The sequence below is a fragment of the Marinobacter sp. L-46 genome, from assembly GCF_056859535.1.
Genome location: NZ_JBSXOP010000046.1, coordinates 91,826 through 118,550, shown reverse-complemented (window position 1 = coordinate 118,550; position 26,725 = coordinate 91,826). Strand labels below are relative to the sequence as shown.

Sequence of the window (26,725 nt, the reverse complement as noted above, 5' to 3'; positions counted from 1 at the left end):
CCAATGGGGGAAAGGGGGAGTTGTGCCTGAATGCCGGAAACTGGCTAAATAATCGCCAACTTCGACCATGACCACTCGGATCTGGCACTACCAGGCTTGGTCTGCGAAGGTTGTTGGAGCACTATGAGAAATCCGGGCTAGACAGCAAACCCATGCATTGGCATATTATGCCAATGCAACGCTGACAGGATGACTCTCATGGCGACGAGAAACATAGTGCTCACGGACCATCAATCCCAGGTAGTCGATCACCTGGTTGCCTCGGGCCGTTATCAAAATGCGAGTGAGGTACTTCGAGCCGGCCTGAGAATGGTCGAAGAAGCCGAGTCCCAATACGTCACGAAGATGAATGACCTCAGAGCCGCCATAAATACGGGCCAGGAAGACCTAGAGGCAGGCAAAACCAGGACATTCACGGGTGACGATTTCGCTACGTACCTTTCTGAACGTGCAGAGCAAGCCATCAGGAAAAAACGGGATACCTGATTACGATGAAACCATGGAAGGTTACGCTCACAGACACTGCTCTAGCCGATCTCGACGATATTCTTGAGACCACCCTTGAAGAATTCGGGACACTGCAGCTGATACGATACACCGAGCAAATCGAGAGGGCGATCAGGGAGCTTGAAGAAGCCGGAAACCTCGCGCCACTCCTGAAACACAGGTCCGAAATTCGGGCCGGGATCGCTACCTATCCGCTCGCAAGGAAAGGCAAACCCTCGCCCCATCACTTTTATCTTAGGATGAAAAAGGATAGCCACAATCGGTCCGTTATCATTCTTCGGATTTTGCATCAAAGGATGGATCCTGAGGCGCACCTCTAACCACCAAACTATCTGATTTTTGGTTCTCTAAGGGTTAACGTAATTCAGTTCCGGTTTTCCTAACCGTGTATCCGTCAAACCGCCGCTAGTTCAAACCGTTCCAGACTTTACTCACAAAAGCTGTGGATAACTATGTTGGAAACCTAGGGTTAACCAGGCGACACCCTTGCGCCACGGGGGCTCAGGAAAGTTGATGCAAAAACGGACGATAGTAATGAATCTGCCATAAACAGGGCGCCGAAACTCAATGGGAAACCATAGAGACCGTCATTGTGCTCACCTTAGCTGACTATCCTTGCTGCCCCGCCGATTAAAGCCGCGTGATGTAGATTGTTGCTTCTCAAGCGCGGACTGGCAGGCAATACAAAGCCGTACACCCGGAATAGCCTTGCGGCGAGCTTCAGGAATCGCCCGGTCACACTCATCACAATAGCGCGCACTCTCTCCGCCACCAAGCTGGCTCCGTGCCCGCTGCACTTCGTCTTCAACGCTCGCGTCTATCTGATCCTGAACTGCGCCATCCCGTGACCAACCACCAGCCATAGCGTTCTCCGATCAACAAATGAACAAATTCAGCCTAGGGAACAAAAGGATAAGGTGCCCTCACCTGCCCCATCACAATCCGGGCATCTTCCGGCTTCAAGCCATGCTTTCGCAACTGCGGCATCACCATCGCGCCGACTTTGTTGCAACAACCGCTAACCTGTTAAGTCTTTCTCCTGTGGACTAGGATAGCAAGCAAACCCAGCCAAACAGGATAGGAACCTTGCGGGCTACTCCCTTTCTCATAGACGGCAATGCCGAAACCAGGCCCCTTCTCCGACTGGCATTCAATGAAGGCTTTTCAGAACAGTGGCTGCAGGAACAGCTTTTCAGGAATCCACAAAGCCTCCCCTTTGGCGAGATCAATCCCGGGTATCGAGAAGTCGTACCCCTGTGCATGGAAATGAATACCGCCGCAGGCCCCATCGATATCGTCTACGTAACGTCACAGGGAAAATTGGTCATTGTTGAAACCAAACTCTGGAGAAACCCGGAAGCCAGAAGAAAAGTCATCGGCCAGATTCTGGACTATGCAAAGGAGCTTCAGAACTGGAGCTACTCTGATCTGCAGCGGGAAGTCTCACGCAGGACTGGAGAAAAAGGAAACGTCCCGTATGCGTTAGTCCAAAACCATTATCCAAACACCGACGAAGCCGAATTCGTTGATGGCATCAGTAACTCACTGGCACAGGGCGACTTCATGCTGGTGATAGCGGGCGATGGGATCAGAAGCGACACCCAGGCAATGATCCAGTATCTCGACAACACTGCGAATATGAAGTTTACGCTGGCAGTGATCGAAACCGCGGTTTATCAAACGGAAGAGCAAGACCTGACCTTCATACAACCTCGGACGCTATTCCAAACCAAAGAGATCCAGCGAACGGTATACATTACTGACTTTGGCGACACACCATCACAGGTAGATAATCGAAGCACCAGCCAACCATCGTCTTTAATGACTCAATACCATCAGTTTTGGAAAGCATTTATTGATGATCTCAGGCTCGACGATCCCGACCAGCCAATGGCCAACCCGGTAGCAAGAGGCAACATCTTTTTCCCGATGCCGCCATCCTCAACGACAGCCTGGATAACGCTCTATTTCTATAAGGCGAAGTCTGAAATCGGTTGCTTCTTGCGCCTGGCCAGCTCGGAAGAAGGGCTGTCGCTCTACCAGGAATTGAAAGAGGATGCAGAGGCTATCAATAGCGAACTTCCGTTGACGGTTGAATGGGATGACAAAAAATGCCGGATCATCACCCATCGGCGAATTGAGGGCGATTGGCCGCCGGTATCTGACCCAGGCGTAAAAGCATTTTTTTCCGAAACGCTGAATGCGTTCGTTAATGCCTTCCGGCCACGCATGGAAAGGTTGAGCGCCCTCGACAACTGAGCGCCAAATACTTACTGCTCCTTCAAGCCACGGTAGTGATCACAAGCCGTATTCCGCTCTCGCGCCAGCCTGGGATCACTATTCCCCATGGCTGAAACTGTCGCCGCATTGCAGGCCTGACGGGCCTCATCCAAACCAGAGAGCGCTGGTGCCGCGCCGATATTCGCCACCGTGGGTTTGAAAGATATCGCCGCGTTGCAATACATTGTCTGGAACTTCGCTTGCTGCCAGTTACTGGAACTAGTCTGCTTCAATTCCGAACATAGCGCGTTGAACAACCTCGATGCCTTGGTAGTGCATTCAGAAAATTGACTAATCCTTTGCTTATAGTTAGCACAAACACTCTCGGGACGAACCCGCCACATCTGATGCTGGTAGGAGATGGGAACTCCCTCGTATTCGACGACAACAGGCGTCACCTCGAGATTTCTGGTTTCACTGAAATGATTAGAGACCGTCGACTGCACAGTGTTGAGGTAAGCAGCAAAAACGTAACTTACTGGGTCCAAGACTTCATACTCCGTTAGCGACACCGACAGTGGCTAGACCTTCAGGCAAGATATTCCACGCCAGTATCCGACACTTTCAAAAACTTCTCCTGCACCAGTAGATTAACCGCCTTCTGGATAGCCATTTCATTGCCCTGAATGCGCAGGTGAGAGGCAATGTGATTGCGGAGCGCAGTGACCTTTTTAGGCCGTTTCTCTTTGGGCTTCGCGGAGAGGTTCTTGATCAATTTCTCCGCATCACCCGTGGCACCTGCCACCTTGACTTGCTTGCACGCCCGCCCACTGGCCTTGATATGGGCAATCAACGGCGAGAAACCGGTGTCGTTGCTGATCACATCGAACGCGACCGAACGCTCGGCCTGGCCGTCCAATTTGCCCAGATAGTAAGCGAGGTGAAAGTCCAGGTTGTTTGCCTGGCTGGCCTTTAACTGAACGACCATCATGTTAATCGGCTTGTCGTACTTCGTTTCCGTGAAGTCCAGCTTGGGCTGCTTCGCACCGAGGAATACGATGACGCGCTCATACTCGGAGAGATTGACCTTGCCGAGACTTCCGATGTTCTCGTAATCAATGAAAGCCCACTTCATTACTCAACGCCCTGTGTTTGATGCCAATCAAAATCGTATCCACGAGATTGGGGAAAGGTCCATTGTCATTATTACGATCACAAAGTACCAACAATCCCCCGACACCTGGGAAACGCCTTACACCCAAAAAACTCTTTCCCAGCATTTGCCCCACGCTTCACCGTCCGCTTCACCATTTCACCCTGACATTTGGGGCACCTAGGCGCGCTCGCTTTCTGCTCCACAATGCTCTTCACATGGGCCACATGCTGCCGATGGTTCCGGAAGGTTGCCGCCAAACGCCCGGTTTCGATTTTTGAGACGATGTCCTGAACTTCCGTTTCGCTGAGCACTTCGTCTTTGCGTGATTTGATAAAGCGAATGTAGCCACCACCGTAAGCAACGTTGTCCGGCATCGGAGTTTTGAAAGTTGAATCCCCCACAAACACTACCAACGAAATTACCTGCTCATCGCCGAGCCCCAGCAGGCTCTGCAAAGTCTTCACATGCTTGTAGTTCTGGTGCAGCGGGTTCTGGAATTTCTGGGAGTGGCGATAGATCTTCTGGGTCCAGTAACGTTGTTTCTCGTTCCCGAAAATCCAGCCTTTCATGTTCTTCGTTTCCACCACGAACACGCCGTAGCAGGACACAATGATGTGATCGATCTGGGTGGTACCGTCTTCGGTGGGCAGGGTGACGTTTTTTAAGAGGTGGTAGTGCGTTTTATCGAGAAACAGCTTCGCGGCGAGGTTGACCATGGCTTCGCCGGCTTTGCCTTTGAACCAGGGCGTTCTCAGAATGGGTAACAGGATGAACAGCGGTACGAAATACCAGACTTGATTCGGTAGAGAGTTCAGTAGGGTGTTGAATAGCTGGCCGAAGTCCATCCGTTTTCCTTAACAGCGGCGTCAATCCGTTTCTTATAACTACACACTAACCTAATTTTCAGGAAACTTCCCATACCGTCAAGGTCAAATTTTGTAAACGTGATACTGAAAAACCGCGCGGTTTCCCGGGCGGCTTTTTGCATTCCTGAATAGCCTACGGAATCAAGCTGCGGCCAGGTAAGCCCCCGCCACCGCCAGCACTCCCCCAATCCCCCGGCTAAACCGGCTATCTGCCTTCAGCATCAAACTACCCAGTCCACGACCAACCAGCGTGATGGCCAGGGTGGCGATGGAGAAACCGGCCAGGTAGGCCGCCAACGTAGCGCCTTCCGGCATTTCCGCACCATGGGCGAAGCCATGAAACAGCATGAACGCACCAACCAGGGTGCCACCCACGGCGGTGGGCAGTTTGGCCAGGGTGGCGATGAGGATACCGGCCACCAGTACCGAGAAGGTGATGCCGGTTTCCACGCCTGGCAGGCTCAGGCCGCCCCAGGCCAGGGCGGCGCCGAATACCATGCCGCCGATGACGAAGGCGGGGGTGGCGTTTTTCATGAGTTTGCTCTGGCGCACGCTCCAGAAGCCGATGGCGGCCATAGCCAGCAAGTGATCCAGGCCTAGCATGGGGTGCAGCAGGCCGCTGGTGAAGCCGCCTTCGGTGTGGCCGGGGTGGGCCATGGCGGTGGCGGAGGCTGTCAGCAGCGCGGCGGTGGCGAGAAGTTTTGAAGTCAGTTTCATGGTGTTGCTCCTGGTGGTTCTGTAATCGTATTGGTTCGTTTGCTCAGGCCATTTCAGCCAGTTTTTCAGGACGCCTTTCCGGCAGCATGCCGCGCTCCAGAATGAAGCTGATGATGGTGTCCAGCCCTACCCCGTCGTACAGGTTGGTGAACACGAAGGGGCGTTCGCCACGCATTTTTTTGCTGTCCCGTTCCATTACCTCCAGGGAGGCGTGTACCTGTTCGGCAATGTCGATCTTGTTGATGATCAGCAGGTCGGATTTGGTGATTCCGGGGCCACCTTTACGGGGGATCTTGTCGCCGGCGGACACGTCGATCACGTACAGGGTGAGGTCGCTCAGCTCCGGACTGAAGGTGGCGGATAGGTTGTCGCCGCCGGATTCCACCAGCACCAACTCCAGATCCGGATGGCGGCGCTGGAGGTCGTCAATGGCCGCCAGGTTCATAGAGGCATCCTCGCGAATGGCCGTGTGCGGGCAACCGCCAGTTTCCACGCCCAGGATGCGGTCTGCGGCCAGGGCTTCGTGGCGCAGCAGGAAGTCGGCGTCTTCCCGGGTGTAGATGTCGTTGGTGACCACGGCGATGTCGTAGTGGTCCCGCAGGGCGGTGCATAGCTGGCGTAGCAATGCGGTTTTACCAGACCCGACCGGGCCGCCGACGCCTACTCTCAGACAATGTGTCATGGCTGTATCTCCTTGATGTTTTTATTCAGCTTCTGAAAAGCCGTGAATACTGGGTTTCATGCAGGGCACTGCCGAGCGCGAGGCCCGGCAGGATGGGCCCGAGTTCGTGGTCTTGCCGTGCCAGCGCCTGGTCGGCGGCAATCACCAGTGCCGGGCGCAGTTGTTCGATAATCCGTTGGGCGGCGGTGTGGCCCAGGGGTAAAGCTTTGCAGGCCACCGCCAGCTGGTTTTCCAGCCAGGCCCAGGCAAAGCCCAGCAGGGTTTGCCGCACCGGCACCCGGCGCATCTGGGCGGCCCAGGCAAACAGGGTGATGTAGCCGGGCTCGGCCGGAATCAGGGTTCTCTCCGGCAGCAGGTTGAGGTTGCCCAGCAGGGTTTTAAGGGCACCGCCCAGGCGAGTGTCTTCGTCGCTCAGTTCTGCGGTTTCCCGGGTGGCGTGCAGCCACTGGTTCCATTGCGCGATGGTGGCGCCGTCGTCGTTCGCCCAGGCGGTTTGCAGCCGGGCCAGCAATGGCAACTCGCACCGGCTCAGGCCGTCTTCCAGTACGCCTTCAATCCACCGGGCCAGTTCCGCTTCGTTGTTCACCCAACCCAGCTCAAAGGCACTTTCCAGGCCCTGGGACCAGGCAAAGGCGCCGATGGGCAAAGCCGGGCTGACCAGCTGCATCAGCCCCAGCAAAGCCAGGTCGCCGCCGGGTTCGCCCTCACCCGCCATGGCTGCGGGCTCAGTGGGTGTGTTTGTGGCCGTGAGCATGGGTATGTCCAGCAGCGTGAGTGTGGTCATGGCTTTTACCGTGCAAGTGCTCATGAGAGTCCGCGTGGGAATGGCCATGGCTATGACCGTGCGAATGGCCCTGGCCGGCCTGGTTGTAGGCTCCGGGTTCCGGGTCGAAGGTGGCGGTGTGGTGCACTACGGTGGCGCCCAGGCGTTCGGCCAGCTCTTCCAATACGTGATCGGGCGGAAAGCGCACGAAGGCGCCCTGCTCGTCTTCACCGATCGCCAGGGTGACGTGGCGGTTGCCCAGGTGGTAACACAAGCGGGCCAGCGGCAGGCCGGTTTCTACGCGGGCGGTGACCACACGCTCCTCGGCAGCGCGAATGCGGATGATCTCGCCGGATTTCGCTTCCAGCAGGTCGCCATCTCTCAGCACCGGGCCCCGGTCCAGAAACAGGCCCACGTCCAGGTTGGTTTCGGTGGTGGCCCGCAGGCGGCCGCGAATGCGCAGTTCGTAGGGCAGCACCAGGTTGTCGTGGATTTCGCTGGCGTCTACTTGGGTAATGCGTTTTATCAGTTCCAACATCCGTTCGTTCCTCTCCCAGCCTTGAGCTGTCTTGCTTAAAAATCAGCCTTAGGCTGTATTGATTAAAAAAGGTGGTAGCGCTGGGCCAGGGGCAGTTCGGTCGCTGGCTCGCAGGTGAGCAATTCGCCATCGGCGTGCACTTCGTAGGTTTGCGGGTCTACGGTCAGGTGCGGGCAGGCGTCGTTCAGTTTCATGTCTTGCTTGCGCACGCTCCGCACGCCTTTGCAGGCGGAGAGCGGGCTGTCCAGCCCCAGTTCTTTGCCAATATTGGCGTCCAGCGCAGCCTGGCTGACAAAACTCAGGCGCGTGGCACTGGCGGCTTTGCCGAAAGCGCCAAACATGGGGCGATAGTGCACCGGCTGCGGCGTGGGGATGGAGGCATTCGGGTCGCCCATGGGGGCAGCGGCAATCATGCCGCCCTTGAGGATGCAGGCGGGCTTCACACCAAAGAACGCGGGGCTCCAGAGCACCAGATCCGCCAGCTTGCCCACTTCCACTGAGCCCACCTCATGGGCGATGCCGTGGGTAATGGCGGAGTTGATGGTGTACTTGGCGATGTAGCGTTTGGCGCGGAAGTTATCGGCGCCGCACTCCTGGTCTTCCGGCAACAGGCCCCGCTGCACTTTCATTTTGTGGGCGGTTTGCCAGGTACGGCAGATCACCTCGCCCACCCGGCCCATGGCCTGGGAGTCGGAGGAGATCATGGAGATCACGCCCATGTCGTGCAGGATGTCTTCCGCCGCGATGGTTTCCCGGCGGATGCGGGAATCGGCAAAGGCCACGTCTTCCGGGATGTTCGGGTCCAGGTGGTGGCACACCATCAGCATGTCCAGGTGTTCGTCGATGGTGTTCACGGTGTAGGGCCGGGTCGGGTTGGTGGACGACGGCAGCACGTAGTCCTTTGAGCAGGCGGTAATGATGTCCGGGGCGTGGCCGCCGCCGGCGCCTTCGGTGTGGAATGTGTGAATGCAGCGGCCTTTGAAGGCGGCCAGGGTGTCTTCCACAAAGCCGGATTCGTTCAGGGTGTCGGTGTGGATGGCCACCTGGATATCGTACTGGTCGGCCACGGTCAGGCAGTTGTCGATGCTGGCCGGAGTGGTGCCCCAGTCTTCGTGCAGTTTGAGGCCGATCACGCCGGCTTTTACCTGCAGCTCCAGCGCTTCCGGCAGGCTGGCGTTGCCCTTGCCCAGGAAGCCGATGTTCATGGGCAGGCTGTCCACGGCCTGCAGCATCTTGCCGATGTGCCAGGGGCCCGGGGTACAGGTGGTGGCGTTGGTGCCGGTGGCCGGGCCGGTACCGCCGCCGAGCATGGTGGTCACGCCGCTCATCAGGGCTTCTTCTACCTGCTGGGGGCAGATGAAGTGGATGTGGGGGTCGATGCCGCCGGCGGTGAGGATTTTGCCTTCGCCGGCGATGATTTCGGTGCCGGGGCCGATGACGATGGTCACATCTGGCTGGGTGTCCGGGTTGCCGGCTTTGCCGATGGCGGCGATGCGGCCTTTCTGGATGCCCACGTCGGCTTTGACAATGCCCCACCAGTCGAGGATGAGGGCGTTGGTGATGACGGTGTCCATCACTTCGTGGTCGCAGCGCTGGCTCTGGCCCATGCCATCGCGGATGACTTTGCCGCCGCCGAATTTTACTTCGTCGCCGTAGTGGGTGTGGTCTTCTTCCACTTCTATCCACAGTTCGGTGTCGCCCAGGCGGACGCGATCCCCTACGGTGGGGCCGTACATGTCGGCGTAGGCTTGTCTGCTGATTTTCATGTTTTTTCTCACTTTAATCTTGGTGCCGGGCCCGGCGGGGGTTGCCCTTCCGGGAAACGCTCCTTGCGGCACATCCCTGTGGCGCTTGTTCTCCGGCATCCATGCCTCCGCACATTCCCGGAAGGGCAACCCCCGCCGGACCTCAGACTTAGTTCTTGGAGTCCAAACTCCCCATCACCTCAGCTCTGAAACCGTAAATTTCCCTTTTCCCCGCAAACGGAATCAGCGTCACAGACCGGGTCTGGCCGGGCTCAAACCGAATGGCGGTGCCGGCGGCCACGTCCAGTCGGAAGCCGCGGGCTTTGGCGCGGTCGAAATCCAGAGCCGGGTTGGCTTCGGCGAAGTGGTAGTGGGAGCCGATCTGCACCGGGCGGTCGCCGGTGTTGGCCACGTCCAGCTGGATGCGTTCGCGGCCGGCGCAGAGTTCGATGTCACCGTCTTTGAGTTGGCATTCACCGGGGGTCATGGCGCGTTCCTCAAACAATCGGGTTGTGGACGGTGACCAGTTTGGTGCCGTCCGGGAAGGTGGCTTCCACCTGGACTTCGTGCACCATGTCGGCGACGCCGTCCATCACATCCTCGCGGGTGAGGATTTCGGTGCCGGCGCTCATCAGTTCGGCCACGGTGCGGCCTTCGCGGGCGCCTTCCATGATTTCGGCGCTGATCAGGGCCACCGCTTCGGGGTAGTTCAGTTTCAGGCCTTTGGCTTTGCGGCGTTCGGCCAGCAGGGCGGCGGTGAACAGCAGCAGCTTGTCTTTGTCTCTGGGGGTGAGTTCCATGGATGACTCCGTTGTCTCTTATGCGTCAGGTAAGCCAGATTCTGGGTGTGTGTGCCGGTACGCTGGCGAGCATGGGGCGCAGCAGGTGCCAGGCCTGTTCGCACAGGGCCCAGGCTTCGTTGCGTTCGGTGCCCAGGTAGCGCAGTAGCAGCACGCCCCGGCGCCGGGTGACGGCCCAGCGGTTGTGGTCCGGTAAATGTGCTCTCAGCACTTCGATGGCGGCGGCTTCGTCGTCCAGGCCGACCGCCCAGAGGGTCGCCTGTACAGTGGCGCCGCCCTGGCCCCAGGGGCCGGTGAACCGGCGGTGTTTCGGGTCCAGTAGCTGGCGTTCCAGCCACAGCGGTTGGCCGTCCAGGCTTAAATGGAAACGCTGTTCCAGTTCGCCGGTGGCAAACGGCAGGTCGCTGGCCGGGCGGCCCAGCGCGAGCACTTCCCAGCCCAGGGTTCGGGCGCCGGTTTCCAGTTCAATGGTGGTGGTTTGCAAACCACGGGAGCCGTCGAAGGCGATGGTTTCCTGGGGCAGGTATTCCAGGATCGCGTCTTTGGCTACCTGCAACCGGGTGTGCTGGCCCCAGGCCACGCCATGGCTGTCGGCCTTGTACAGTTTCGCTGCGGCCGGGGTGGTCAAAAGCGCATGCCCACCTTCGGCCACAGAGGCTTCGATGCGCAGTTCGTCGCCGCTCACCATGCCACCTGGGGGATGCAGCAGGTACACATGACAGCAGCCGGTTTTGCCCTCCGGGTAGAAGGGGCGCTGCACCCGCAGTGGACCATGGTGGCGCCGGCGCACCAACCGGGTTACCGGCGCAGGTTCGCTCTCGGTACGTGCCTCAAAGCCCAGTTCCAGGGCCGCCGCCCAGCGCCGTTCCGTGTCGAAACGGTGGCCGGAGGCGTGGCGGTCGATGGCTTGGTAGGCGGTCATACGGTCAGGTGCTGTTTGATGAGTTCATCGGTCAGCCCGGCAATATCGCCTTCGGCCACGCGCCGGCCCCGGTCGAGGATGGCGAAGCGGTCGGCGTATTTGCGGGCGAACGGCAGTTTCTGTTCCACCAGCAGCACGGTCAGGCCGTCTTCTTCAATCAACCGGCGAATCACTTCGCCAATCTGAGCCACGATGTTGGGCTGGATGCCCTCCCCCGGCTCGTCGAGGATCAGCAGTCTCGGCTCAATCACCAGCGCCCGGCCAATGGCCAGCTGTTGCTGCTGGCCGCCGGAGAGATCGCCGCCCCGGCGGTGTTTCATTTCTTTCAGCACCGGGAAGAGTTCGTAGATGCGCTCGGGGATTTGCTTACTGCCATCGGCCCGCACCGCCAGGCCGGTGCGCAGGTTTTCCTCCACGGTCAGCAGCGGGAAGATCTGCCGGCCCTGGGGCACGTAGCCGATGCCCAGGCGGGAGCGGTCCTCGATTTTCTTTTTGGTGAGTTCCACATCCCGGGCAAACTCGATGGCACCGCTTTTCACGGTTTCCTCGCCCATGATGCATTTCATCAGAGTGGTCTTGCCTACGCCGTTGCGGCCCATCACGCAGGTACACTGGCCCTGGGGCACGTCCAGCTCCAGATCCCAGAGCGTGTGGCTTTCGCCGTAGAACTGGTTGAGCTTTTCAATCTTGAGCATCAGGCCTCCTCCCCGAGATACACCTTGATCACGTCCGGGTCGTTGGAGACCTGGTCCATGGTGCCTTCGGCCAGCACGCTGCCCTGGTGCAGTACGGTGACTTTGCGGGCAATGGAGCGCACAAAGCCCATGTCGTGCTCCACCACCACCACGGACTGCTTGCCCGCGAGACTGGTGAGCAGTTCAGCGGTGCGTTCCATTTCCTGTTCGGTCATGCCGGCCACGGGCTCGTCCACCAGCAGCAGCCGGGGTTTCTGCATCAGCAGCATGCCGATCTCCAGCCACTGTTTCTGGCCGTGGGAGAGGATGCCGGCGGGCTTGTCGCGCAGCGCCTGCAAGCCGATCATTTCAAGGATTTCGTCAATCCGGTCCCGGTATTCCGCGGTCATGATGGCGGTCAGGGTGGGCAGGATGCGTTTGTCGGCGGCCATGGCCAGTTCGAGGTTTTCGAATACGGTCAGCGCCTCGAACACGGTGGGCTTCTGGAACTTGCGGCCAATGCCCAGGGTGGCAATATCCGGCTCGTTCATGCGCAGCAGGTTGTGGCGGCTGCCGAACCACACCGAGCCGGTATCGGGCCGGGTTTTACCGGTGATGATGTCCATCATGGTGGTTTTACCCGCCCCGTTGGGGCCGATGATGCAGCGCAGCTCGCCGTCGTCGATGGTGAGGTTGAGGTTGTTGATGGCCTTGAAGCCATCGAAGCTCACGCTCACGTCTTCCATGTACAGGATCGGGCCGTGCCGCACGTCAACCGGCGAGGCCACGGGGGTGAGAAACTCAAACACCTGGTCCCGGTTGGCAAGTTGTTCAAAGATGCTCATGCGGTGGCCTCCTGAGCGCCGGGTTGGTCATCGCCCTTCTGGCGGCGTTTCTGCAACAGCCCGGCAATGCCCTTGGGCAGAAACACCGTCACCAGCACGAACAGCGCGCCCAGGGCGAACAGCCAGGCGTCCGGCATGATGCCGGTGAACACGGTCTTGGCGTAGTTCACCAGCAAGGCGCCGATAACCGCGCCATACAGGGTGGCGCGGCCACCGAGGGCAACCCACACCACGATTTCGATGGAGAACAGCGGCGAGAATTCGCTGGGGTTGATAATGCCCACCTGGGGCACGTACAAGGCCCCGGCCACGCCCGCCAGCATGGCGGAGACCACAAACACGAACAGCTGCACCCGTTCCACCCGGTAGCCGAGGAACCGGGTACGGGCTTCAGCGTCGCGGCAGGCCACGCTGACCCGGCCCAGCTTGCTGGTGACAATGGCCCGGCACACGACATAGCCCACTGCCAGCGCGATGCCGGTTGCCAGGAACAGGCCAAGCCGGGTGGCATCGCTGCGCAGGTCAAATCCAAGGATGTCTTTGAAGTCGGTCAGGCCGTTGTTGCCACCGAAGCCCATCTCGTTGCGGAAGAACGCCAGCATCAGGGCAAAGGTCAGAGCCTGGGTGATGATGGACAGGTACACGCCGGTTACCCGGGAGCGGAACGCCAGGAAGCCGAACACCAGCGCCAGCAGGCCCGGGGCCAGCAGCACCATGATGAAGGCGAACCAGGCCATGTCGAAGCCCTGCCAGTACCAGGGCAGCTCCTGCCAGTTCAGGAACACCATGAAGTCTGGCAATACAGGATCGCCATACACGCCACGATCACCAATCTGGCGCATCAGGTACATGCCCATGGCGTAGCCACCGAGAGCAAAGAAGGCGCCATGGCCCAGGCTGAGAATACCCAGGTAACCCCACACCAGGTCTACCGCTACCGCCAGCAGGGCGTAACAGAGGTATTTGCCCAGCAGGGTGACGGTGTAGGCGCTTACGTGCAGGGCGCTGTCTTCCGGCATAAACAGGTGCAGGAAGGTAACCAGGGCCAGGGCGGCGAACAGAACGCCAAGGAAAAGCTGGGTGGAACGCTCCTGAAAGGGCCGAAGCAGCCAGGTTTGTGATGTCGCCATAACTCAGCCCTCCGCCGCACGGCCTTTCTGCGGGAATAGCCCGCGTGGCCGCTTTTGAATGAACAGGATGATCAGCACCAGCACCATGATTTTGGCGAGGACCGCCCCCGCCCAGGGTTCCAGCAGCTGGTTGATGGTACCCAGGGAAAGCCCGGCAATGAGGGTGCCCCAGAGATTGCCCACGCCCCCGAACACCACCACCATGAAGGAATCGATGATGTAGTTCTGGCCCAGGTTGGGGCCGACGTTGGTGATCTGCGACAGGGCCACACCCGCCAGCCCGGCAACGCCGGAGCCCAGGGCGAAGGTCATGATGTCCACTTTGGTGGCTTTAATGCCCATGGAGCGGGCCATGGCCCGGTTCTGGGTAACAGCACGGACTTCCAGGCCCAGGCGGGTCTTGCGCATGATCAGCATCAGCCCGGCGAATACCACCAGGGCAAAGCCGATCACGTACAGGCGATTCAGGGTGAGCGACAACGCCTCGTTCACCATGATTGAGCCGCTCATCCACTCGGGCGTGACCACGGTGCGGTTGAGGGGGGAAATCACGGTACGCACCAGTTGTTGAAGAATCAGGCTGATGCCGAAGGTGGCCAGCAGGGTTTCCAGCGGGCGGCCCTTCAGGTACTGGATAACGCTGCGTTCGATGGCGATGCCCGCCAGCGCCGCCACGAGGAAACCGGCCGGGATGGACAGGATCAGGGCCGGGCCGGGCTGGCCCGGGAACAGCTGCTGCATGCCCCAGGTGGTGTAGGCACCAAGCATGATCAGCTCGCCATGGGCCATGTTGATCACGCCCATCACACCAAACGTGATGGCCAGGCCAATGGCGGCCAGCACCAGTACCGAGCCGAGGGACAGGCCAAAATACAGGGTCTCGGCAGCGCGGTTGAGTTTCAGTTTCTGTTCAATGCTGGCCAGGGCTTCCTCGGCCGCAGCCGCCAGCGCGGGGTCATCGCTGTTCACAGCATTATTCAGGGCGGCACGCACGGTCGGGTTCAGGCTGCCGGACAAAGTGGCAACCGCCTCAACATCGCCCTGCTCCACCTGGTAAATGGCCAGGGCATTGGTGAGCATGTCACGCACCCGCTCGTTGTCTTCCACCTGCAGGCGGGCCTGCAACTGGGTGGCCAGCGCTTCATTCACGTCGCCCAGCAGATTGCGCGCGGCATCAAGGCGTTGGCCGGGGTCGGCCACGGTCAGGTCGATCACCGAGAGGATGCCCTCGATGTCGGCCCGCAGGGCGTTGTTTACCCGCAGGCTTTGCAGATCCCGGCGCGACATTTCACCCAGGTCTTCGCCGGTCAGCGCGTCGGCGATCTGCCAGTTACGGCCCCGGTTATTAACCACAATTACCAGGACACCGGTGTCTTCAATCATCGCGAGTTTGCCGTCACGAACGGCTTCCAGCCAGCCCCGGGCGCGTTCATCGCCAGTTTCGGAGAGGGCTTTGAGTAAGTCGGTTTTTTCAGCTTGTCCTGCTTCTACGAGCCGTTTCAGCAGCGCTTCGGGCGCATTCGTCTGCGCCTGGGCATTCGCCAGTGTGGCCCCTAGGGCCAGACAGACAGCCAATGCCATCCTGGCGAGCAATCGGTGAATGCTCATGATTCATTCCTGTTGGCTTGGGAATTCGGGAGCGGTGCCGGGCAGGCTCTGGCCTGCCCGGCTGTGCCCGGTTGGAGCTTAGTTGGAGGCCACGTCAGCCGAGCCACCACCGCACTTGCCGGTGACCACGTTGAAGTTGCCGCAGCGCAGAGGCGCCCGCCAGTCACTGATCAGGTCCTTGGAACCTGGCAGGAAGTCAGACCAGGCATCGCCAGCCACGGTAGACGGGGTTTCCCAGACCACGGAGAACTGGCCGTTGTCCTGGATCTCGCCAATCAGCACCGGCTTGGTGATGTGATGGTTCGGCATCATGGTGGCGTATCCGCCGGTAAGGTTCGGTACGCTCACACCGATGATGGCGTCTTTCACTTCATCCACGTCGGCGGTGCCGGCTTTCTTCACCGCTTCAACGTACATGTTGAAACCGATGTAGTGGGCTTCCATCGGGTCGTTGGTGACGGCGGCATCGTCGCCCTTGTAGGCAACCCAGGCGTCGATGAAGTCGTAGTTGGCGTCGTTATCCACGCTCATGAAGTAGTTCCAGGCAGCCAGGTGGCCAACCAGCGGAGCGGTGTCGATGCCGGAGAGTTCCTGTTCACCCACGGAGAACGCAACCACGGGAATGTCGGTGGCGGAAATGCCCTGGTTGCCCAGTTCACGGTAGAAGGGCACGTTGGCGTCGCCGTTGATGGTGGAGACCACGGCGGTCTTCTTGCCGGCGCTGCCGAATTTCTTGATGTCAGACACGATGGTCTGCCAGTCAGAGTGGCCGAAAGGCGTGTAGTTGATCATGATGTCGCCGGCGGCCACACCTTTGTCTTTCAGGTAGGTTTCCAGAATCTTGTTGGTGGTGCGTGGGTAAACGTAGTCGGTGCCCGCCAGCACCCAGCGCTCAACACCCAGATCGTTCATCAGGTAATCAACCGCTGGAATCGCCTGCTGGTTGGGCGCCGCACCGGTGTAGAACACGTTTTCAGATGATTCCTCACCCTCGTACTGAACCGGGTAGAACAACAGGCCGTTCAGCTCCTCAACCACTGGCAATACGGATTTACGGGACACCGAGGTCCAGTTACCGAAGATCACGTCGACCTTTTCTTTCTCCAGCAGCTCACGGGCTTTCTCCGCGAACAGCGGCCAGTTGGAAGCGGGGTCAACCACCACCGGCTCCAGCTGGCGGCCAAGTACGCCACCGGCGGCGTTCTGCTTTTCAATCAGCATCAGCATGGTGTCTTTCAGCGCGGTTTCACTGATGGCCATGGTGCCGGACAGGGAATGGAGAATACCCACCTTGATGGGGTCTTCGGCGGCAAACGCGGTATTGATGGAACCGAAAGAGACAGACAGCGCCAATGCAGAGAGGCCCAGTTTCACGTGTTTTTTGATGCTCATGTTGTGCGTCCTTTTCGTTGGGTTATGAGTCGTCAACGCCTGAACCCCATAGCATCAGCTGTTCCAACACCACAGAAAATACTTTAAAAACATCATGTTATATATTGTTCATCGCGCATTTCGTAATCGCGCCACAAGATAGCGCACTAACCTTTGCTTCAATTTAGTGCACTGGGCAACCAAGCGCGCTGTTTGTGTGCACGACGCTCGCAGCACCCAAACCATGAACCCAAATTCACCGAAATACTCACAACAATGTAAGACATCTCGCACACACCAACGAGCCGATGTCCGGTATTTCCCCCACTCATGTTCAGTAAAATGGCGGTTGTCAGGGATGATAAGCCAGCACGGACGTTGGCTCAGGGATGGAAACTCCACGGATTCAGGAGTTGCCCGAAGGACAGGGCTGCAAGGATGAATGCAAGGACGAAGTGCTCAGGATGATGCGCGCCTGACGGATCAGGCAGGGGTCAGCCACGGAATGTCGGGACTACACGGATCGTAGTCCCATTCCGTGCACTCAGGCTCCAACACCTACCTACCGCCCTACCAGCAACCACTCGCTGTCATACCTGACTGTTCATAACAACATTATCGACACTCAGGAGTTCTCCGATGAAACACAACACCCTTCTGGCAACCCTCGTTTTGCTGTTCAGCCTGGCCACCGGCTTTGCCTACGCCAACGAAGCTGAAACCATCAATATCAATACAGCCGATGTAGCTACCCTGGCCTCGCTGAACGGTATTGGCGAAGCCAAGGCACAGGCGATCATCACTTACCGCGAAGAAAACGGCCCGTTTTCCGCCACCGAAGAGCTTGCCAAGGTGAAAGGTATTGGTGCCCGTACGGTTGAGAAGAATGCCGAGCGGCTCGCCGTAGAGTAAGACCCTGTCGGGCAGCCCCGGCTGCCCTTCCCTGCCCCTCTGGCGCAGCCATGCTGCCGCTGCTACCCTTGCCGGCCAACCCACACCAATCCGGCAGATTCAGATGATTCAAGGCGCCCTTTTGATTGCCCTGGCCGCGCTGCTCTGGGCCACCACAGGCATTGTTGCCAAGTTTCTGTTTACCGGCACAGAGCTTGAGGCCATCACCCTCGGTTTTCTTCGGCTGGTGGTTGCCCTGCCCTTCTTCTGGCTGCTGATGCGCCGGGAGCAGAAGCAACTGGTTGCCACCCACCCCGGCCAGCAGGTTGCCGGCAGCTCGCTCCGTTCGCTGGACCTGAAAGCCTTTCTGCCATTGGCCGCTCTTGGCCTGTTCCAGGCGTTTTACCAGGGCAGCTACCTGCTGGCCGTCGACCTGACCGGCGCTGGCATTGCCACCCTGATTTCCCTGTGCCTGCCGCCCGTCCTGGTGGCCATTCTGGCCGCGCCGCTGCTCGGGGAAAAACCGAACCTGCTGACGGTCATCGCAGCACTCGCCGCCATTGCCGGCACCGGCATGCTGGTGGTCAGCGATATGGATACCGCCGGTTCACTGCGCCTTGCAGGTATTCTGATGGCGTTGCTGGCTGCCGCCGTCTATACCGGCTTCACACTGACCAGCCGCTACAACTCTGCCGGCACACCGGTATTCACAACAGCGTTTATCTGCTTTGCCACGGCAGCGTTACTGCTGTTGCCGGTGGTTGCATTCAGTGGAGGTTTTGAAGGGCTGGACACTCTCGGGCTGAAGCACTGGCTGATGATTGTCTACATCGGCGTGGTGCCCACCTGCATCGGCTATGTGAGCTTTTTTAGCGGTATGAAAACCACACCAGCAACCTTGTCCAGCATTATCGTAACGCTGGAGCCGCTGTTTGTGGCGCTGCTGGCCTGGGTGATTCTGGGGGAAGTGTTGGGGCCTGTCGGTATTGCCGGAGCACTGATTCTGACCATTGCGGTGATCGTGGCCTCCCGCTATGGCAAATCCCCGGATACCAGTGCCGAGCACTGATACCGGGGCTACCGCTGGTTAACCCGCGCAGAGATCAGCTGTCTTTGCGCTGTTTTTCCAGCATGTTCGGCTGCAGGATTTCAATCCAGTAGCCGTCCGGGTCTTTGATAAAGGCCAGGCCTTTCATCTTGCCGTCGTCCGGCTTCTTCACAAACTCCACACCCAGTTTTTCGAAACGCTCGCACGCGGCGTAAACATCCGGCACTGCAACACCGATGTGGCCAAAGCCCTGGGGCTGGTCGTTGCCATTGTGGTAAGCGAAGTCTGCATCGTCTTCGGTACCCCAGTTGTGGGTGAGTTCCAGCATGGCTTCGCGCCCGAAGGTGTAGGTTGTGCGATGGGCATCGTCTGCCGGTACAGATTGGGCCTGTTTGTCATCCAGATAGCCGAGGAAGTAGAGCGTGAACTTCATTTCCGGGAAATCCAGTTTACGCACCAGCCGCATCCCCATTACCCGGGTGTAGAAGTCCAGGGAGCGCTCAGGCTCTTTGATGCGCATCATGGTCTGGTTGAACACATAACCTTCGGTTTCCGGTACCGGAGCGTCGTAAAGACCGGGCGCCTGCTCGAAATGCTTGGGCATCGTGGTTTCCCCTTTGGTTTAGAGGGTGATTTTAAGAATTCAACTCCTATCACTGCGTGCGGCTGGCGCCGATTTCAAGGTCATAGACCGCTCCCATGCGACCAGCCGGTTTGTGAAACAGCGCACAGATACCCGCGCCCTCCCCGCCTTGAAAGTACACCTGCACAACAAATAACCGCCCGCCTTGCAAAAGGCACCAGCGCGGGCTCCGGCAAAGACGGGCTGTCCATTCACGATGTCGAGTTCCGGGCGGACATTGATATGCCGGTTTTCAAGATTGGCGGCACCAGTATCGGTACGGTGCAGTTTACCGATTTTGCCATTGCCGACACCACCATGATGGTTTACGGACACTGACAGAGCCTCGCGTGGCACCGTTCACTGGACAATGCCCACGCCGGTCAGGGTAAACTGCCTGCCCTGATACGGCGGGCGAGCAATGGCAAGCGAGACTGACGGCGATTACCAGAAACGGACCTCCTGGCGCAGGCTGACGCTGTTCAGCCTGGTCTTCCTGCTGATGACCGGCGCAGGCCTCTATGCCGTATACGACCGCTTTGCCGGCCGCAGTTTCGAGTTTGATAACCGCCTGCACTCCCCCACCTTATTGATCCCGGCCGCGGCCCTGTTACTGGTGTATTACCTGGCCGATGGCCTGCGCCTGCACTACACCCTTCGGGCGCTCGGCCACCGGCTGCCCTTGCGCAAAGTATTCCGGCTGGTGTTTATCAACCTGTTTTTCTCCAACGTCACGCCCATGGCCACGGGTGGTGGCTTTGCCCAGATCTGGTACCTGACCCGCCACGGCGTGCCGGTTGCCCGCGCCACTGCCGCCACCACGATTCGCACGGTACTGGCGGTGATCTTCATTTTCTCCCTGACTCCGGTCTTTCTGCTCACGCTGGATGTACTCGATGGCGGCGTCTGGTCGTCTGGTGTCGGCACGGCCCTGGCCGTGTTCGTAACACTCTATCTGGGATTTTTTGCGGTGCTGCTGCTCCGCACCCGCTGGCTGATTGCCCCTCTGAGCGCCCTGATTGCCGGGCTTCGCAAGGCCCACCTGATCAACGCCAGCCGCCACGACCGGTGGCAGTTCAAACTGCGCCGGGAAATGCTCCGGTTTGCCCAGTGCTTCAGCGATTACCTGCAAGGTAACCCCCGCGACATCCTGCTCTCGGTGGGCTTTACCGCGCTGTTCCTGCTCAGCCTGTTCAGCTTTCCGGCGCTGCTGATCCATGGTCTGGGCTATGAGGTGAATTACCTGGTCACTCTGGGGCTGCTGGTGGTGACAACCTTCATCATGTACTTCTCACCCACCCCGGGCGCTTCCGGCATTTCCGAAGGGGTGTTCGGCAGTTTCTTCCGGGATATCCTATCGGGTAACCACCTGGTGCTGGTCACCATTGCCTGGCGCTTTCTGACGATCTACCTGGGTATGCTGATCGGCCTGCTGGTGATGCAAAGGGAACTGATCAAAAGCCACCGGAGCGAGTCATGACCCGACGAAACCCGCTGAAACTCCTGTTTTACCTGTGCCTGGTAATTGTCGTGGCCTTGATCGGCTACAAGGTGTACCTGAATTTCTTCAAGCAGGATTTCGAAGCCCTGCACAGCGGGCAGGTGGAGAGAATCCACCAGCGCACACCACCCGGCGAAGGTATCCGCTTTGCAGTAGTCGGCAACATCAACAATTCGGTCGGCATTTTCGAGCGGCGCTTTATTCCGGAACTGAACCAGGCCGGGCTGGATTTCCTGGTTTCCGCCGGCAACGCGGTCAGCGGCGGTGGCGAAGACAAATACCGGGCGCTGTACGGCACCCTGAGCCACCTGGAGATTCCCTACTTACTTACCTTCGGGGCCCACGAATACGAGGACTTCGGCAGCTTCCGGTTCTACGACCACTTCGGGCCACATTTCTACAGCATCCGTACCGGCAATACCCGGCTGATTTTTCTCGACAGCACCGGCAAAACCCCCTGGCGCTGGCAAATACGCTGGCTGAGGGACCTGCTGGCCCACGACACCAGTAACGCCCAGATCCTGTTTGTTGGCCATCCGCTGTTGAAACCGCAAACCCCGATCCTGTTTGACGGAGAAGAAGACTACTTGCAACCGGAAGCCTTTCGCCAGGCGTTGATGCAGCTGGTGAAGGAGCAGGATATCGACCTGGTGCTTTCCGCCAACCTGTCCCTGTATGACGAACAGGAGATTGACGGCACTCCGTACATCACGACCGGCGGCGCCGGAGGCCTGGTACTCAACACAGAAGAGAGCTTCTACCACTACGTTGACGTGTCCGTCTCGCCGAACGGCGAGGTGCAACACCAGATGAAGCGCCTAGAGGTGGGCCAGCACCCCCTCTGGAAACGGCTGGAAGGTTTCTGGTTCTTTATCTACTCCCTGTTCTATACCGGCTTTTTGAACTTCATCCTGATTGTGTCCGTGTTTGTGGCCATCACCATCAAGCTGTACCAGGTGATCTTCATCGGCAAAGACTACTATCCGGACTACGACCTGGACCCTACGCCCTGGCTGGAGAAACCGTTACGGGTGGCCATGTTTACCAACAACTACCTGCCGTTCATTGGCGGTGTGCCGATTTCCATCGAACGATTGCGCAACGGGCTGGAGCAGCTGGGCGACAGCATCCTGGTTGTTGCCCCAAAATACCGCGACCAGTCCGACCAGGAAGATGCGGTGGTTCGCGTGCCCTCGCTGCTGGCCATGGGCGAGAAACGGGAGTTCCGGCTGGCCAATATCTTCCTGGCCCGCATTCGCAAACAGGTTCGGGCGTTCCGGCCTGATGTGATTCACCTGCATCATCCGTTCTGGCTCGGCAGCCTGGGGCTGTTTATGGCCCGCCAGCTCGGCGTTCCGGCCATCTACACCTACCACACCCGGCTGGAGCACTATGCCCACTTCGTGCCCCTGCCCGGCATGCTGTTCCGCAACCTGATTTCCCACGCGTTGATCAAGCGTTTTGCTAACCGCTGCGACGGGGTGATTGTGCCCACCTACTCCACCGAGGAATACCTGCGCATGATCGGAGTAACCACGCCCACCTTTGTGCAGCCCACCGGCATCGAGTACCAACGCTTTCAGTCGGTAGAAAAAGCCGACGTTGATGCCCTGCGCAATAAACTGGGGCTGACCAACGAAAAGGTTTTCATCAGCGTGGCGCGGTTGTCTAACGAGAAAAACATCGATTTCATGATTGAGGCCATCGACCGGCTGAGGAAAGAAACCAGCGTACCGTTCCGTTTCCTGATGATCGGCGACGGGCACCAGCGGGACCGCCTTCAGAAAAAAATTGAAAGCCTGGGCCTGGCAAGCCATTTCACCCTGGCTGGTGCGGTGCAACCGGAGGAAATGGCGATCTGGTACAACCTGGGCGATGCCTTCCTGTTCGCCTCCAAATCCGAAACCCAGGGCATGGTCATCCTGGAGGCCATGTCTGCCGGCTTGCCGGTGGTGGCTGTTCGCGCCAGCGGCATTGAAGACGTGGTGCGCGACGGCCTGAACGGCTACAAGACACCGGAGAACCAGGCTCGCTGGCTCGAGAAGGCCCGGCAACTGCTGGAAGATGACGCACTGCGTGCAGAACTCTCCGACAAGGCCCGCAGCTTTGCCGCAGACTACTCCATCGAACAGTTTGCCCGGGATGTCCGTGGCATTTACGCCACCAGCCTGGCGGCCAGGCAAAAGCGACACTGACCGGCACACGCCGGTGTTGGGCACAGCCGCCTGATCGGTTTACACTGAAAGCACGTAAGCGATATGAGCAACGTCACTTTCAAGACTGGAGAAGCCTGTGAGCGGCATACCTGTTGGCATCAGCACCTGCCTGCTCGGCAAGGAAGTTCGCCACGATGGCGGCCATAAACATTCCCGATACTGCACCCAGGTGCTGTCTAAGCATTTCGAGTTCTGTTCTATCTGCCCGGAGCTGGAAGCGGGCCTTGGCGTGCCCCGCCCGGCCATTCACCTGCGCGAGCACGAAGACGGGCTGCACCTGATTGAAAGCAAAGGCACCAAAGACCACACACAACCCATGCAGGACTTCATCCAGCAGATTTTGCCCTCCCTGGAGAATCTGCGCGGCTATATCCTGATGGCGAAGTCCCCCAGCTGCGGCATGGAACGCATCAAGATCCATAACGCCGAGGGCGCCTTCATGCATCGCGATGGTCGGGGCATGTTCGCGGATGCCCTGATGAAAGCCTACCCGCTGATGCCGGTGGAAGAAGAGGGCCGCCTGCACGACGACATGCTGCGGGAAAACTTTATCGAGCGTGTGTTCGCCTACGACGACTGGATGCAGAACGTGGCCGGCGACCAGCTCACCAAGCAGTCACTGCTGGAGTTCCACCAGCGCCACAAGTTCACCCTGCTGGCACATTCTGAAAAGATCTACCGCCAGTTGGGGCCGATGCTGGCCGATTTGAAATCCGAGCCGCTGGCGCAGATTGCCGAGCGCTATATTCACGGCTTTATGGAAGCCATGACACAGAAAGTGAGCCGGGGCTCCCACGTGAATGCCATGCAGCATTTGCTGGGCTACCTGAAAGACGGTATGTCCGCCGAAGAGAAAACGGTGCTGCTGGAGCAGATTGAAGCCTACCGGCGCGGCGAGATCCCGCTGGTGGTGCCGATGACGCTGCTGCGCCTGGCCCAGCGCAAGGAGCCGGTAGACTACCTGCACACCCAGAAATACCTGACCCCCTACCCGGACGAGCTGGGGCTGCGAAACAACGTATAACCGGTTTCCGCAAACAAAAACGGGGCAGATGGTTAAACCACCTGTCCCGTTTTTTTAACCGACGCTGCTCAGAAACCGTAGAGCAAAGACAGCGACGTTTCGGTGTCGGTCTTGTCTGAACCTTCCGGCGCATCCGATACATTCTTCACCCGGAACGCCACTTTCATGGACAGGCTGTTCACGATGGTGCTCTGCAAGGAGGTCTCAGACTCGGTGATGGTGTTGTTGTAATCCAGGCCGATTTCCGTGCTCAGTTTCTGCCGGAACAGGGAGGTTTCAGACAAACCGTAATCGAACTGGCCTGCCAGCCGCGCGATGGCTTCTTTTTCCACGTCACGACCGGTGTCCACGTCCACCTGCATGAGCTTGTTGTAGCGATAACCGGCGCCGGCAGACAGGTCCAGGAAGGAACGGTCGCCAGACTGCCACACCCGGTTGCCATAACCGGTGGTCAGGGTGGATTCAAAGTCGTAGCCGGAGAAACGGTCATCCTCCCAGGACCCGCGAACAAACCAGTACTGATGGTCGTCGAACTTGCGGTTGGCTTCCAGTGCAGCCTTGTATTCCTCGGCAGTGGTTTGGTCTTCCGCCTCGGTGTACCTGGAACTGAAATCGCCGCTGTTACGCCAGGTGCCGGTTTCGTGAATCAGCCCCAGCCGGCCGTTCACCTTGGTTTCCTCGCTGTTACCGGTGGTCATCAACACACCCAGTTCGGCTTCGCCTTTCCAGTTTCCGCTTTCCTGGGCATGAACCATCGGGGCCAGTGCCATACAGGCGACTACCAGCGGTTTCCTGATCAACATAGTTTCTCCTTGGTTGAGTTTTCTTTAATTCGACGTAGACTTACGTGCGTTTTCCCCCTCCAGACTTCTGCGGGCCTGTTGCTCGCGCTCGGCCTTCTTTCGGGCCTTGCGCTCGGCAATAATGCGGGCCGCTTCGCCACCCACGTGGGCTTCGCCACGTTCCTCGGCCAGACGCATCTGGCGCTCGCGCTCCTTGAACCGGGCTTTCTGTTCCTCGGTCAGGGAGTCGATGCACTGGTGGCAGCTCACACCCTGTTCGTATTCCGGGCGCTGTTTATCGTCTTCGGTAATGGGCCGGCGGCAGGCGTGGCACTGGTCGTAATCACCACGCTCCAGGTTATGGTTGACGGTAACCCGGTCGTCGAATACAAAACACTCGCCCTGCCACAGGCTCTGCTCCTGAGGCACCTCTTCCAGGTACTTCAGAATGCCGCCCTTGAGGTGATACACCTCGTCAAACCCCTGTTCTTTCAGGTAAGCGGTGGACTTTTCGCAACGAATGCCGCCGGTACAGAACATGGCGACTTTCTTGTGTTTTTGCGGGTCCAGATTCTGTTTCACATACTCGGGAAATTCCCGGAAGGTGTCAGTGGCCGGATTGACGGCGTTTTTGAAGGTACCAATCTCCACTTCATACTGGTTACGGGTGTCGACCAGCAGCACTTCCGGGTCTGAAATCAGGTCGTTCCATTCTTTGGGGTCTACGTAGGTACCCACGACGCGTTTCGGGTCGATACCTTGCACGCCCATCGTGACGATTTCTTTCTTGAGTTTGACCTTGGTGCGTTTGAACGGCTGGAATTCCACGAAGGATTCTTTGTAATCCACGCCTTCAAAGCGGTCGTCGCTGGCGATCCAGGCTTTGACGGCGTCGATGCCTTCACGGCTGCCGGCGATGGTGCCGTTGATGCCTTCACAGGCCAGCAGCAGGGTGCCGTGGACGTCTTTTTCCAGCATGAGGTTCAGCAGGGGCTGGCGTAGGTCTTTGTAATCATTCAATACTGCGAACTTGTACAGTGCGCAGACAACGATGTTGTTGCTCATGGTTTTCTCCTGCGGGCCGGATCGTAAATCCGGAGCATGGTTTGTGGTGTTCACGGAAGGGGGCAGAGTTTAACCAACCTGAGTTTGGACGCAAGTAGGTGCTAGCCGTGGAAGGTGCCGTGGATGCCGCCCTGACTGGGGGATGTCTTTCCAAAATACGCTGTGAATACGTCCTTGTACGCTCGGCTCCGCCATCCATGGCTCCGCACGATTTTGGAAAGACATCCCCCACCCAGGGCTAACTCTTCGCCTAGCCGCCGCAACGCATGCTGCGTTACCAGGCGAGAGCTTTAGTCTGCCGTTTTATTCAATTCACGCTCTACGACCGCAGACAACTGCCCCCAACCCGGGCGGGTCAGCTGGATGTTGTCCACCATCACTGTCGGAGTGCTGGAAACACGCATTTGAACGGCAACCTGTAGGCTCTGTTCTACCGCTTCTTTGTGCAGTTCGGTTTCCAGGCAGCGGCGGAAGCGGCGTTCTTCGAGGTCCATGCCGTTGGCGTAGCGGGTGAAGGTGGCTACCGGGTCGTTGGAGCCGCTCCATTCGCCCTGAGCGTCGTAGAGTTTGTCGTGCATGGCCCAGTATTGGCCCTGGTCACCGGCGCAGCGGGCGGCCTGGGCGGCGGGCATGGCGTTCTGGTGTTGGCGCAGGGGGAGGTCGAAGTAGACGAAGCGGACTTTACCGGTTTCGACGTATTCCTGCTTCAAACGCTGGCTGGCTTCGGCGAAGCGGGCGCAGGCGGGGCATTGGTAGTCGGCAAATTCACGCACGACGACTCTGGCGTTTTCGGAGCCAACGGAGGTGCCGTACTGGTCAAGGGAGGCCGGGAAGGGTTCGGCGTTCGCGGCGGCCACCGGCAGTTCGTCGGAGGTCGGGGCCGGTGGGGTTGTGAGGAAGTACAGGGCGGCGGCCACAGCCGCAACAACCACCAATGCACCTGCAATCAGCAGGGGCTTTTTGTTGTTTTTCCTGGCTGGCGAGGGGGCGCCGGTTTGTTTGCGTCGTTTGGCTTCACCCATCTGGGGCTCC

General features: G+C 58.8%; 29 protein-coding genes. 8 read left to right on the top strand and 21 right to left on the bottom strand.

Translation table 11 applies throughout. The features are described from left to right. The first annotated feature begins 189 nt into the window (after positions 1-189). Both AC13DJ_RS05860 and AC13DJ_RS05855 read left to right on the top strand, forming a co-directional pair. Complete coding sequence (locus tag AC13DJ_RS05860) at positions 190-486, top strand: type II toxin-antitoxin system ParD family antitoxin (protein WP_474541254.1); 297 nt, start codon at positions 190-192, stop codon at positions 484-486. Positions 487-491: 5 nt separating this feature from the next. Continuing rightward, positions 492-827 carry a type II toxin-antitoxin system RelE/ParE family toxin gene (locus AC13DJ_RS05855; RefSeq protein WP_474541253.1) on the top strand — a complete coding sequence of 112 codons (336 nt, stop codon included), beginning with the start codon at positions 492-494 and terminating at the stop codon, positions 825-827. A 276-nt stretch (positions 828-1,103) separates the two neighbouring features. On the opposite strand, the gene AC13DJ_RS05850 is transcribed toward AC13DJ_RS05855, so the two are convergent. Next, positions 1,104-1,370 carry a DksA/TraR family C4-type zinc finger protein gene (locus tag AC13DJ_RS05850; RefSeq protein WP_011786425.1) on the bottom strand — a complete coding sequence of 89 codons (267 nt, stop codon included), beginning with the start codon at positions 1,368-1,370 and terminating at the stop codon, positions 1,104-1,106. A 223-nt stretch (positions 1,371-1,593) separates the two neighbouring features. Between AC13DJ_RS05850 and AC13DJ_RS05845 the strand changes: the two genes are divergently transcribed. Further along, positions 1,594-2,766, top strand: a complete 1,173-nt coding sequence (locus AC13DJ_RS05845) for a PDDEXK family nuclease (RefSeq protein ID WP_199456694.1) — start codon at positions 1,594-1,596, stop codon at positions 2,764-2,766. 11 nt (positions 2,767-2,777) lie between these two features. Here the strand turns inward: AC13DJ_RS05845 and AC13DJ_RS05840 are convergent, their stop codons facing one another. The 16 genes from AC13DJ_RS05840 to urtA all read right to left on the bottom strand — a co-directional run bounded on the left by AC13DJ_RS05840 (position 2,778) and on the right by urtA (position 16,565). Continuing rightward, positions 2,778-3,275: a hypothetical protein gene (locus AC13DJ_RS05840; RefSeq protein WP_206768823.1), complete on the bottom strand. Its 498-nt coding sequence runs from the start codon at positions 3,273-3,275 to the stop codon at positions 2,778-2,780. A 41-nt stretch (positions 3,276-3,316) separates the two neighbouring features. After that, entirely contained in the window at positions 3,317-3,862 is a 546-nt protein-coding gene (locus AC13DJ_RS05835; protein WP_199456692.1) for a PIN domain-containing protein, read from the bottom strand. Between the two features lie 77 nt (positions 3,863-3,939). After that, positions 3,940-4,728: a nuclease-related domain-containing protein gene (locus AC13DJ_RS05830; RefSeq protein ID WP_199456691.1), complete on the bottom strand. Its 789-nt coding sequence runs from the start codon at positions 4,726-4,728 to the stop codon at positions 3,940-3,942. 162 nt (positions 4,729-4,890) lie between these two features. Then, the gene (locus AC13DJ_RS05825; RefSeq protein WP_011786431.1) at positions 4,891-5,466 is read right to left on the bottom strand and encodes a HupE/UreJ family protein; all 576 of its coding nucleotides are present in this window, start codon (positions 5,464-5,466) and stop codon (positions 4,891-4,893) included. Between the two features lie 43 nt (positions 5,467-5,509). Next, positions 5,510-6,148 (bottom strand): urease accessory protein UreG, encoded by a 639-nt coding sequence (ureG, locus tag AC13DJ_RS05820; RefSeq protein ID WP_036219814.1) that lies wholly within the window; start codon positions 6,146-6,148, stop codon positions 5,510-5,512. A gap of 25 nt (positions 6,149-6,173) precedes the next feature. Then, positions 6,174-6,902: an urease accessory protein UreF gene (locus AC13DJ_RS05815; protein ID WP_416225925.1), complete on the bottom strand. Its 729-nt coding sequence runs from the start codon at positions 6,900-6,902 to the stop codon at positions 6,174-6,176. Further along, a complete protein-coding gene (gene ureE / locus AC13DJ_RS05810; RefSeq protein WP_058341613.1) occupies positions 6,874-7,449 on the bottom strand; it encodes an urease accessory protein UreE in 576 nt (191 codons plus the stop codon). The genes AC13DJ_RS05815 and ureE overlap by 29 nt, the downstream gene beginning before the upstream one ends. Before the next feature lie 62 nt (positions 7,450-7,511). Then, complete coding sequence (ureC, locus tag AC13DJ_RS05805; protein WP_474540610.1) at positions 7,512-9,215, bottom strand: urease subunit alpha; 1,704 nt, start codon at positions 9,213-9,215, stop codon at positions 7,512-7,514. 148 nt (positions 9,216-9,363) lie between these two features. Then, on the bottom strand, positions 9,364-9,681 hold the full coding sequence (locus AC13DJ_RS05800; RefSeq protein WP_474540609.1) for an urease subunit beta: 318 nt from the start codon (positions 9,679-9,681) through the stop codon (positions 9,364-9,366). A 10-nt stretch (positions 9,682-9,691) separates the two neighbouring features. Beyond that, the gene (gene ureA, locus AC13DJ_RS05795; RefSeq protein ID WP_022992779.1) at positions 9,692-9,994 is read right to left on the bottom strand and encodes an urease subunit gamma; all 303 of its coding nucleotides are present in this window, start codon (positions 9,992-9,994) and stop codon (positions 9,692-9,694) included. 25 nt (positions 9,995-10,019) lie between these two features. Next, positions 10,020-10,916 carry an urease accessory protein UreD gene (locus tag AC13DJ_RS05790; protein WP_474540608.1) on the bottom strand — a complete coding sequence of 299 codons (897 nt, stop codon included), beginning with the start codon at positions 10,914-10,916 and terminating at the stop codon, positions 10,020-10,022. After that, positions 10,913-11,611 carry an urea ABC transporter ATP-binding subunit UrtE gene (urtE, locus tag AC13DJ_RS05785; RefSeq protein ID WP_288372669.1) on the bottom strand — a complete coding sequence of 233 codons (699 nt, stop codon included), beginning with the start codon at positions 11,609-11,611 and terminating at the stop codon, positions 10,913-10,915. Before urtE ends, AC13DJ_RS05790 begins: the two co-directional genes overlap by 4 nt. After that, on the bottom strand, positions 11,611-12,435 hold the full coding sequence (gene urtD / locus AC13DJ_RS05780) for an urea ABC transporter ATP-binding protein UrtD (RefSeq protein WP_014422380.1): 825 nt from the start codon (positions 12,433-12,435) through the stop codon (positions 11,611-11,613). Before urtD ends, urtE begins: the two co-directional genes overlap by 1 nt. After that, complete coding sequence (gene urtC / locus AC13DJ_RS05775) at positions 12,432-13,565, bottom strand: urea ABC transporter permease subunit UrtC (protein WP_474540607.1); 1,134 nt, start codon at positions 13,563-13,565, stop codon at positions 12,432-12,434. The genes urtD and urtC overlap by 4 nt, the downstream gene beginning before the upstream one ends. A gap of 3 nt (positions 13,566-13,568) precedes the next feature. After that, a complete protein-coding gene (gene urtB / locus AC13DJ_RS05770; protein WP_482933327.1) occupies positions 13,569-15,173 on the bottom strand; it encodes an urea ABC transporter permease subunit UrtB in 1,605 nt (534 codons plus the stop codon). A gap of 78 nt (positions 15,174-15,251) precedes the next feature. Further along, positions 15,252-16,565: an urea ABC transporter substrate-binding protein gene (gene urtA, locus AC13DJ_RS05765; RefSeq protein ID WP_058341621.1), complete on the bottom strand. Its 1,314-nt coding sequence runs from the start codon at positions 16,563-16,565 to the stop codon at positions 15,252-15,254. Between the two features lie 618 nt (positions 16,566-17,183). Here urtA and AC13DJ_RS05760 point away from each other — a divergent pair. Next, entirely contained in the window at positions 17,184-17,456 is a 273-nt protein-coding gene (locus tag AC13DJ_RS05760; RefSeq protein WP_094623764.1) for a ComEA family DNA-binding protein, read from the top strand. Positions 17,457-17,559: 103 nt separating this feature from the next. Next, entirely contained in the window at positions 17,560-18,504 is a 945-nt protein-coding gene (locus tag AC13DJ_RS05755; protein WP_094623763.1) for a DMT family transporter, read from the top strand. 34 nt (positions 18,505-18,538) lie between these two features. Here the strand turns inward: AC13DJ_RS05755 and gloA are convergent, their stop codons facing one another. After that, on the bottom strand, positions 18,539-19,087 hold the full coding sequence (gene gloA, locus AC13DJ_RS05750) for a lactoylglutathione lyase (protein WP_022989764.1): 549 nt from the start codon (positions 19,085-19,087) through the stop codon (positions 18,539-18,541). Positions 19,088-19,526: 439 nt separating this feature from the next. Between gloA and AC13DJ_RS05745 the strand changes: the two genes are divergently transcribed. From AC13DJ_RS05745 to AC13DJ_RS05735, 3 genes are all read left to right on the top strand, one after another. Continuing rightward, positions 19,527-20,585 carry a lysylphosphatidylglycerol synthase transmembrane domain-containing protein gene (locus tag AC13DJ_RS05745; RefSeq protein ID WP_482933328.1) on the top strand — a complete coding sequence of 353 codons (1,059 nt, stop codon included), beginning with the start codon at positions 19,527-19,529 and terminating at the stop codon, positions 20,583-20,585. Next, positions 20,582-22,801, top strand: coding sequence for a glycosyltransferase (locus tag AC13DJ_RS05740; RefSeq protein ID WP_482933329.1), 2,220 nt, complete (start codon positions 20,582-20,584; stop codon positions 22,799-22,801). Before AC13DJ_RS05745 ends, AC13DJ_RS05740 begins: the two co-directional genes overlap by 4 nt. 97 nt (positions 22,802-22,898) lie before the next feature. Further along, positions 22,899-23,846: a YbgA family protein gene (locus AC13DJ_RS05735; protein ID WP_474540601.1), complete on the top strand. Its 948-nt coding sequence runs from the start codon at positions 22,899-22,901 to the stop codon at positions 23,844-23,846. Between the two features lie 68 nt (positions 23,847-23,914). Here the strand turns inward: AC13DJ_RS05735 and AC13DJ_RS05730 are convergent, their stop codons facing one another. The 3 genes from AC13DJ_RS05730 to AC13DJ_RS05720 form a co-directional block, all read right to left on the bottom strand. Continuing rightward, positions 23,915-24,649 carry a DUF481 domain-containing protein gene (locus AC13DJ_RS05730; protein ID WP_199456679.1) on the bottom strand — a complete coding sequence of 245 codons (735 nt, stop codon included), beginning with the start codon at positions 24,647-24,649 and terminating at the stop codon, positions 23,915-23,917. A 24-nt stretch (positions 24,650-24,673) separates the two neighbouring features. After that, positions 24,674-25,693: an oxygen-dependent tRNA uridine(34) hydroxylase TrhO gene (trhO, locus tag AC13DJ_RS05725; protein WP_199456678.1), complete on the bottom strand. Its 1,020-nt coding sequence runs from the start codon at positions 25,691-25,693 to the stop codon at positions 24,674-24,676. A gap of 290 nt (positions 25,694-25,983) precedes the next feature. Next, positions 25,984-26,715, bottom strand: a complete 732-nt coding sequence (locus AC13DJ_RS05720; protein ID WP_476131731.1) for a thioredoxin domain-containing protein — start codon at positions 26,713-26,715, stop codon at positions 25,984-25,986. Positions 26,716-26,725 lie beyond the last annotated feature (10 nt).

Bases quoted from the DNA above. Each gene is read 5' to 3' on its own strand.
- AC13DJ_RS05860 (WP_474541254.1), top strand. From the start codon at position 190: ATGACTCTCATGGCGACGAGAAACATAGTGCTCACGGACCATCAATCC.
- AC13DJ_RS05855 (WP_474541253.1), top strand. From the start codon at position 492: ATGAAACCATGGAAGGTTACGCTCACAGACACTGCTCTAGCCGATCTC.
- AC13DJ_RS05850 (WP_011786425.1), bottom strand. From the start codon at position 1,370: ATGGCTGGTGGTTGGTCACGGGATGGCGCAGTTCAGGATCAGATAGAC.
- AC13DJ_RS05835 (WP_199456692.1), bottom strand. From the start codon at position 3,862: ATGAAGTGGGCTTTCATTGATTACGAGAACATCGGAAGTCTCGGCAAG.
- AC13DJ_RS05830 (WP_199456691.1), bottom strand. From the start codon at position 4,728: ATGGACTTCGGCCAGCTATTCAACACCCTACTGAACTCTCTACCGAAT.
- AC13DJ_RS05825 (WP_011786431.1), bottom strand. From the start codon at position 5,466: ATGAAACTGACTTCAAAACTTCTCGCCACCGCCGCGCTGCTGACAGCC.
- ureG (WP_036219814.1), bottom strand. From the start codon at position 6,148: ATGACACATTGTCTGAGAGTAGGCGTCGGCGGCCCGGTCGGGTCTGGT.
- AC13DJ_RS05815 (WP_416225925.1), bottom strand. From the start codon at position 6,902: ATGCTCACGGCCACAAACACACCCACTGAGCCCGCAGCCATGGCGGGT.
- ureE (WP_058341613.1), bottom strand. From the start codon at position 7,449: ATGTTGGAACTGATAAAACGCATTACCCAAGTAGACGCCAGCGAAATC.
- ureC (WP_474540610.1), bottom strand. From the start codon at position 9,215: ATGAAAATCAGCAGACAAGCCTACGCCGACATGTACGGCCCCACCGTA.
- AC13DJ_RS05800 (WP_474540609.1), bottom strand. From the start codon at position 9,681: ATGACCCCCGGTGAATGCCAACTCAAAGACGGTGACATCGAACTCTGC.
- ureA (WP_022992779.1), bottom strand. From the start codon at position 9,994: ATGGAACTCACCCCCAGAGACAAAGACAAGCTGCTGCTGTTCACCGCC.
- AC13DJ_RS05790 (WP_474540608.1), bottom strand. From the start codon at position 10,916: ATGACCGCCTACCAAGCCATCGACCGCCACGCCTCCGGCCACCGTTTC.
- urtE (WP_288372669.1), bottom strand. From the start codon at position 11,611: ATGCTCAAGATTGAAAAGCTCAACCAGTTCTACGGCGAAAGCCACACG.
- urtD (WP_014422380.1), bottom strand. From the start codon at position 12,435: ATGAGCATCTTTGAACAACTTGCCAACCGGGACCAGGTGTTTGAGTTT.
- urtC (WP_474540607.1), bottom strand. From the start codon at position 13,565: ATGGCGACATCACAAACCTGGCTGCTTCGGCCCTTTCAGGAGCGTTCC.
- urtB (WP_482933327.1), bottom strand. From the start codon at position 15,173: ATGAGCATTCACCGATTGCTCGCCAGGATGGCATTGGCTGTCTGTCTG.
- urtA (WP_058341621.1), bottom strand. From the start codon at position 16,565: ATGAGCATCAAAAAACACGTGAAACTGGGCCTCTCTGCATTGGCGCTG.
- AC13DJ_RS05760 (WP_094623764.1), top strand. From the start codon at position 17,184: ATGAAACACAACACCCTTCTGGCAACCCTCGTTTTGCTGTTCAGCCTG.
- AC13DJ_RS05755 (WP_094623763.1), top strand. From the start codon at position 17,560: ATGATTCAAGGCGCCCTTTTGATTGCCCTGGCCGCGCTGCTCTGGGCC.
- gloA (WP_022989764.1), bottom strand. From the start codon at position 19,087: ATGCCCAAGCATTTCGAGCAGGCGCCCGGTCTTTACGACGCTCCGGTA.
- AC13DJ_RS05745 (WP_482933328.1), top strand. From the start codon at position 19,527: ATGGCAAGCGAGACTGACGGCGATTACCAGAAACGGACCTCCTGGCGC.
- AC13DJ_RS05740 (WP_482933329.1), top strand. From the start codon at position 20,582: ATGACCCGACGAAACCCGCTGAAACTCCTGTTTTACCTGTGCCTGGTA.
- AC13DJ_RS05730 (WP_199456679.1), bottom strand. From the start codon at position 24,649: ATGTTGATCAGGAAACCGCTGGTAGTCGCCTGTATGGCACTGGCCCCG.
- trhO (WP_199456678.1), bottom strand. From the start codon at position 25,693: ATGAGCAACAACATCGTTGTCTGCGCACTGTACAAGTTCGCAGTATTG.
- AC13DJ_RS05720 (WP_476131731.1), bottom strand. From the start codon at position 26,715: ATGGGTGAAGCCAAACGACGCAAACAAACCGGCGCCCCCTCGCCAGCC.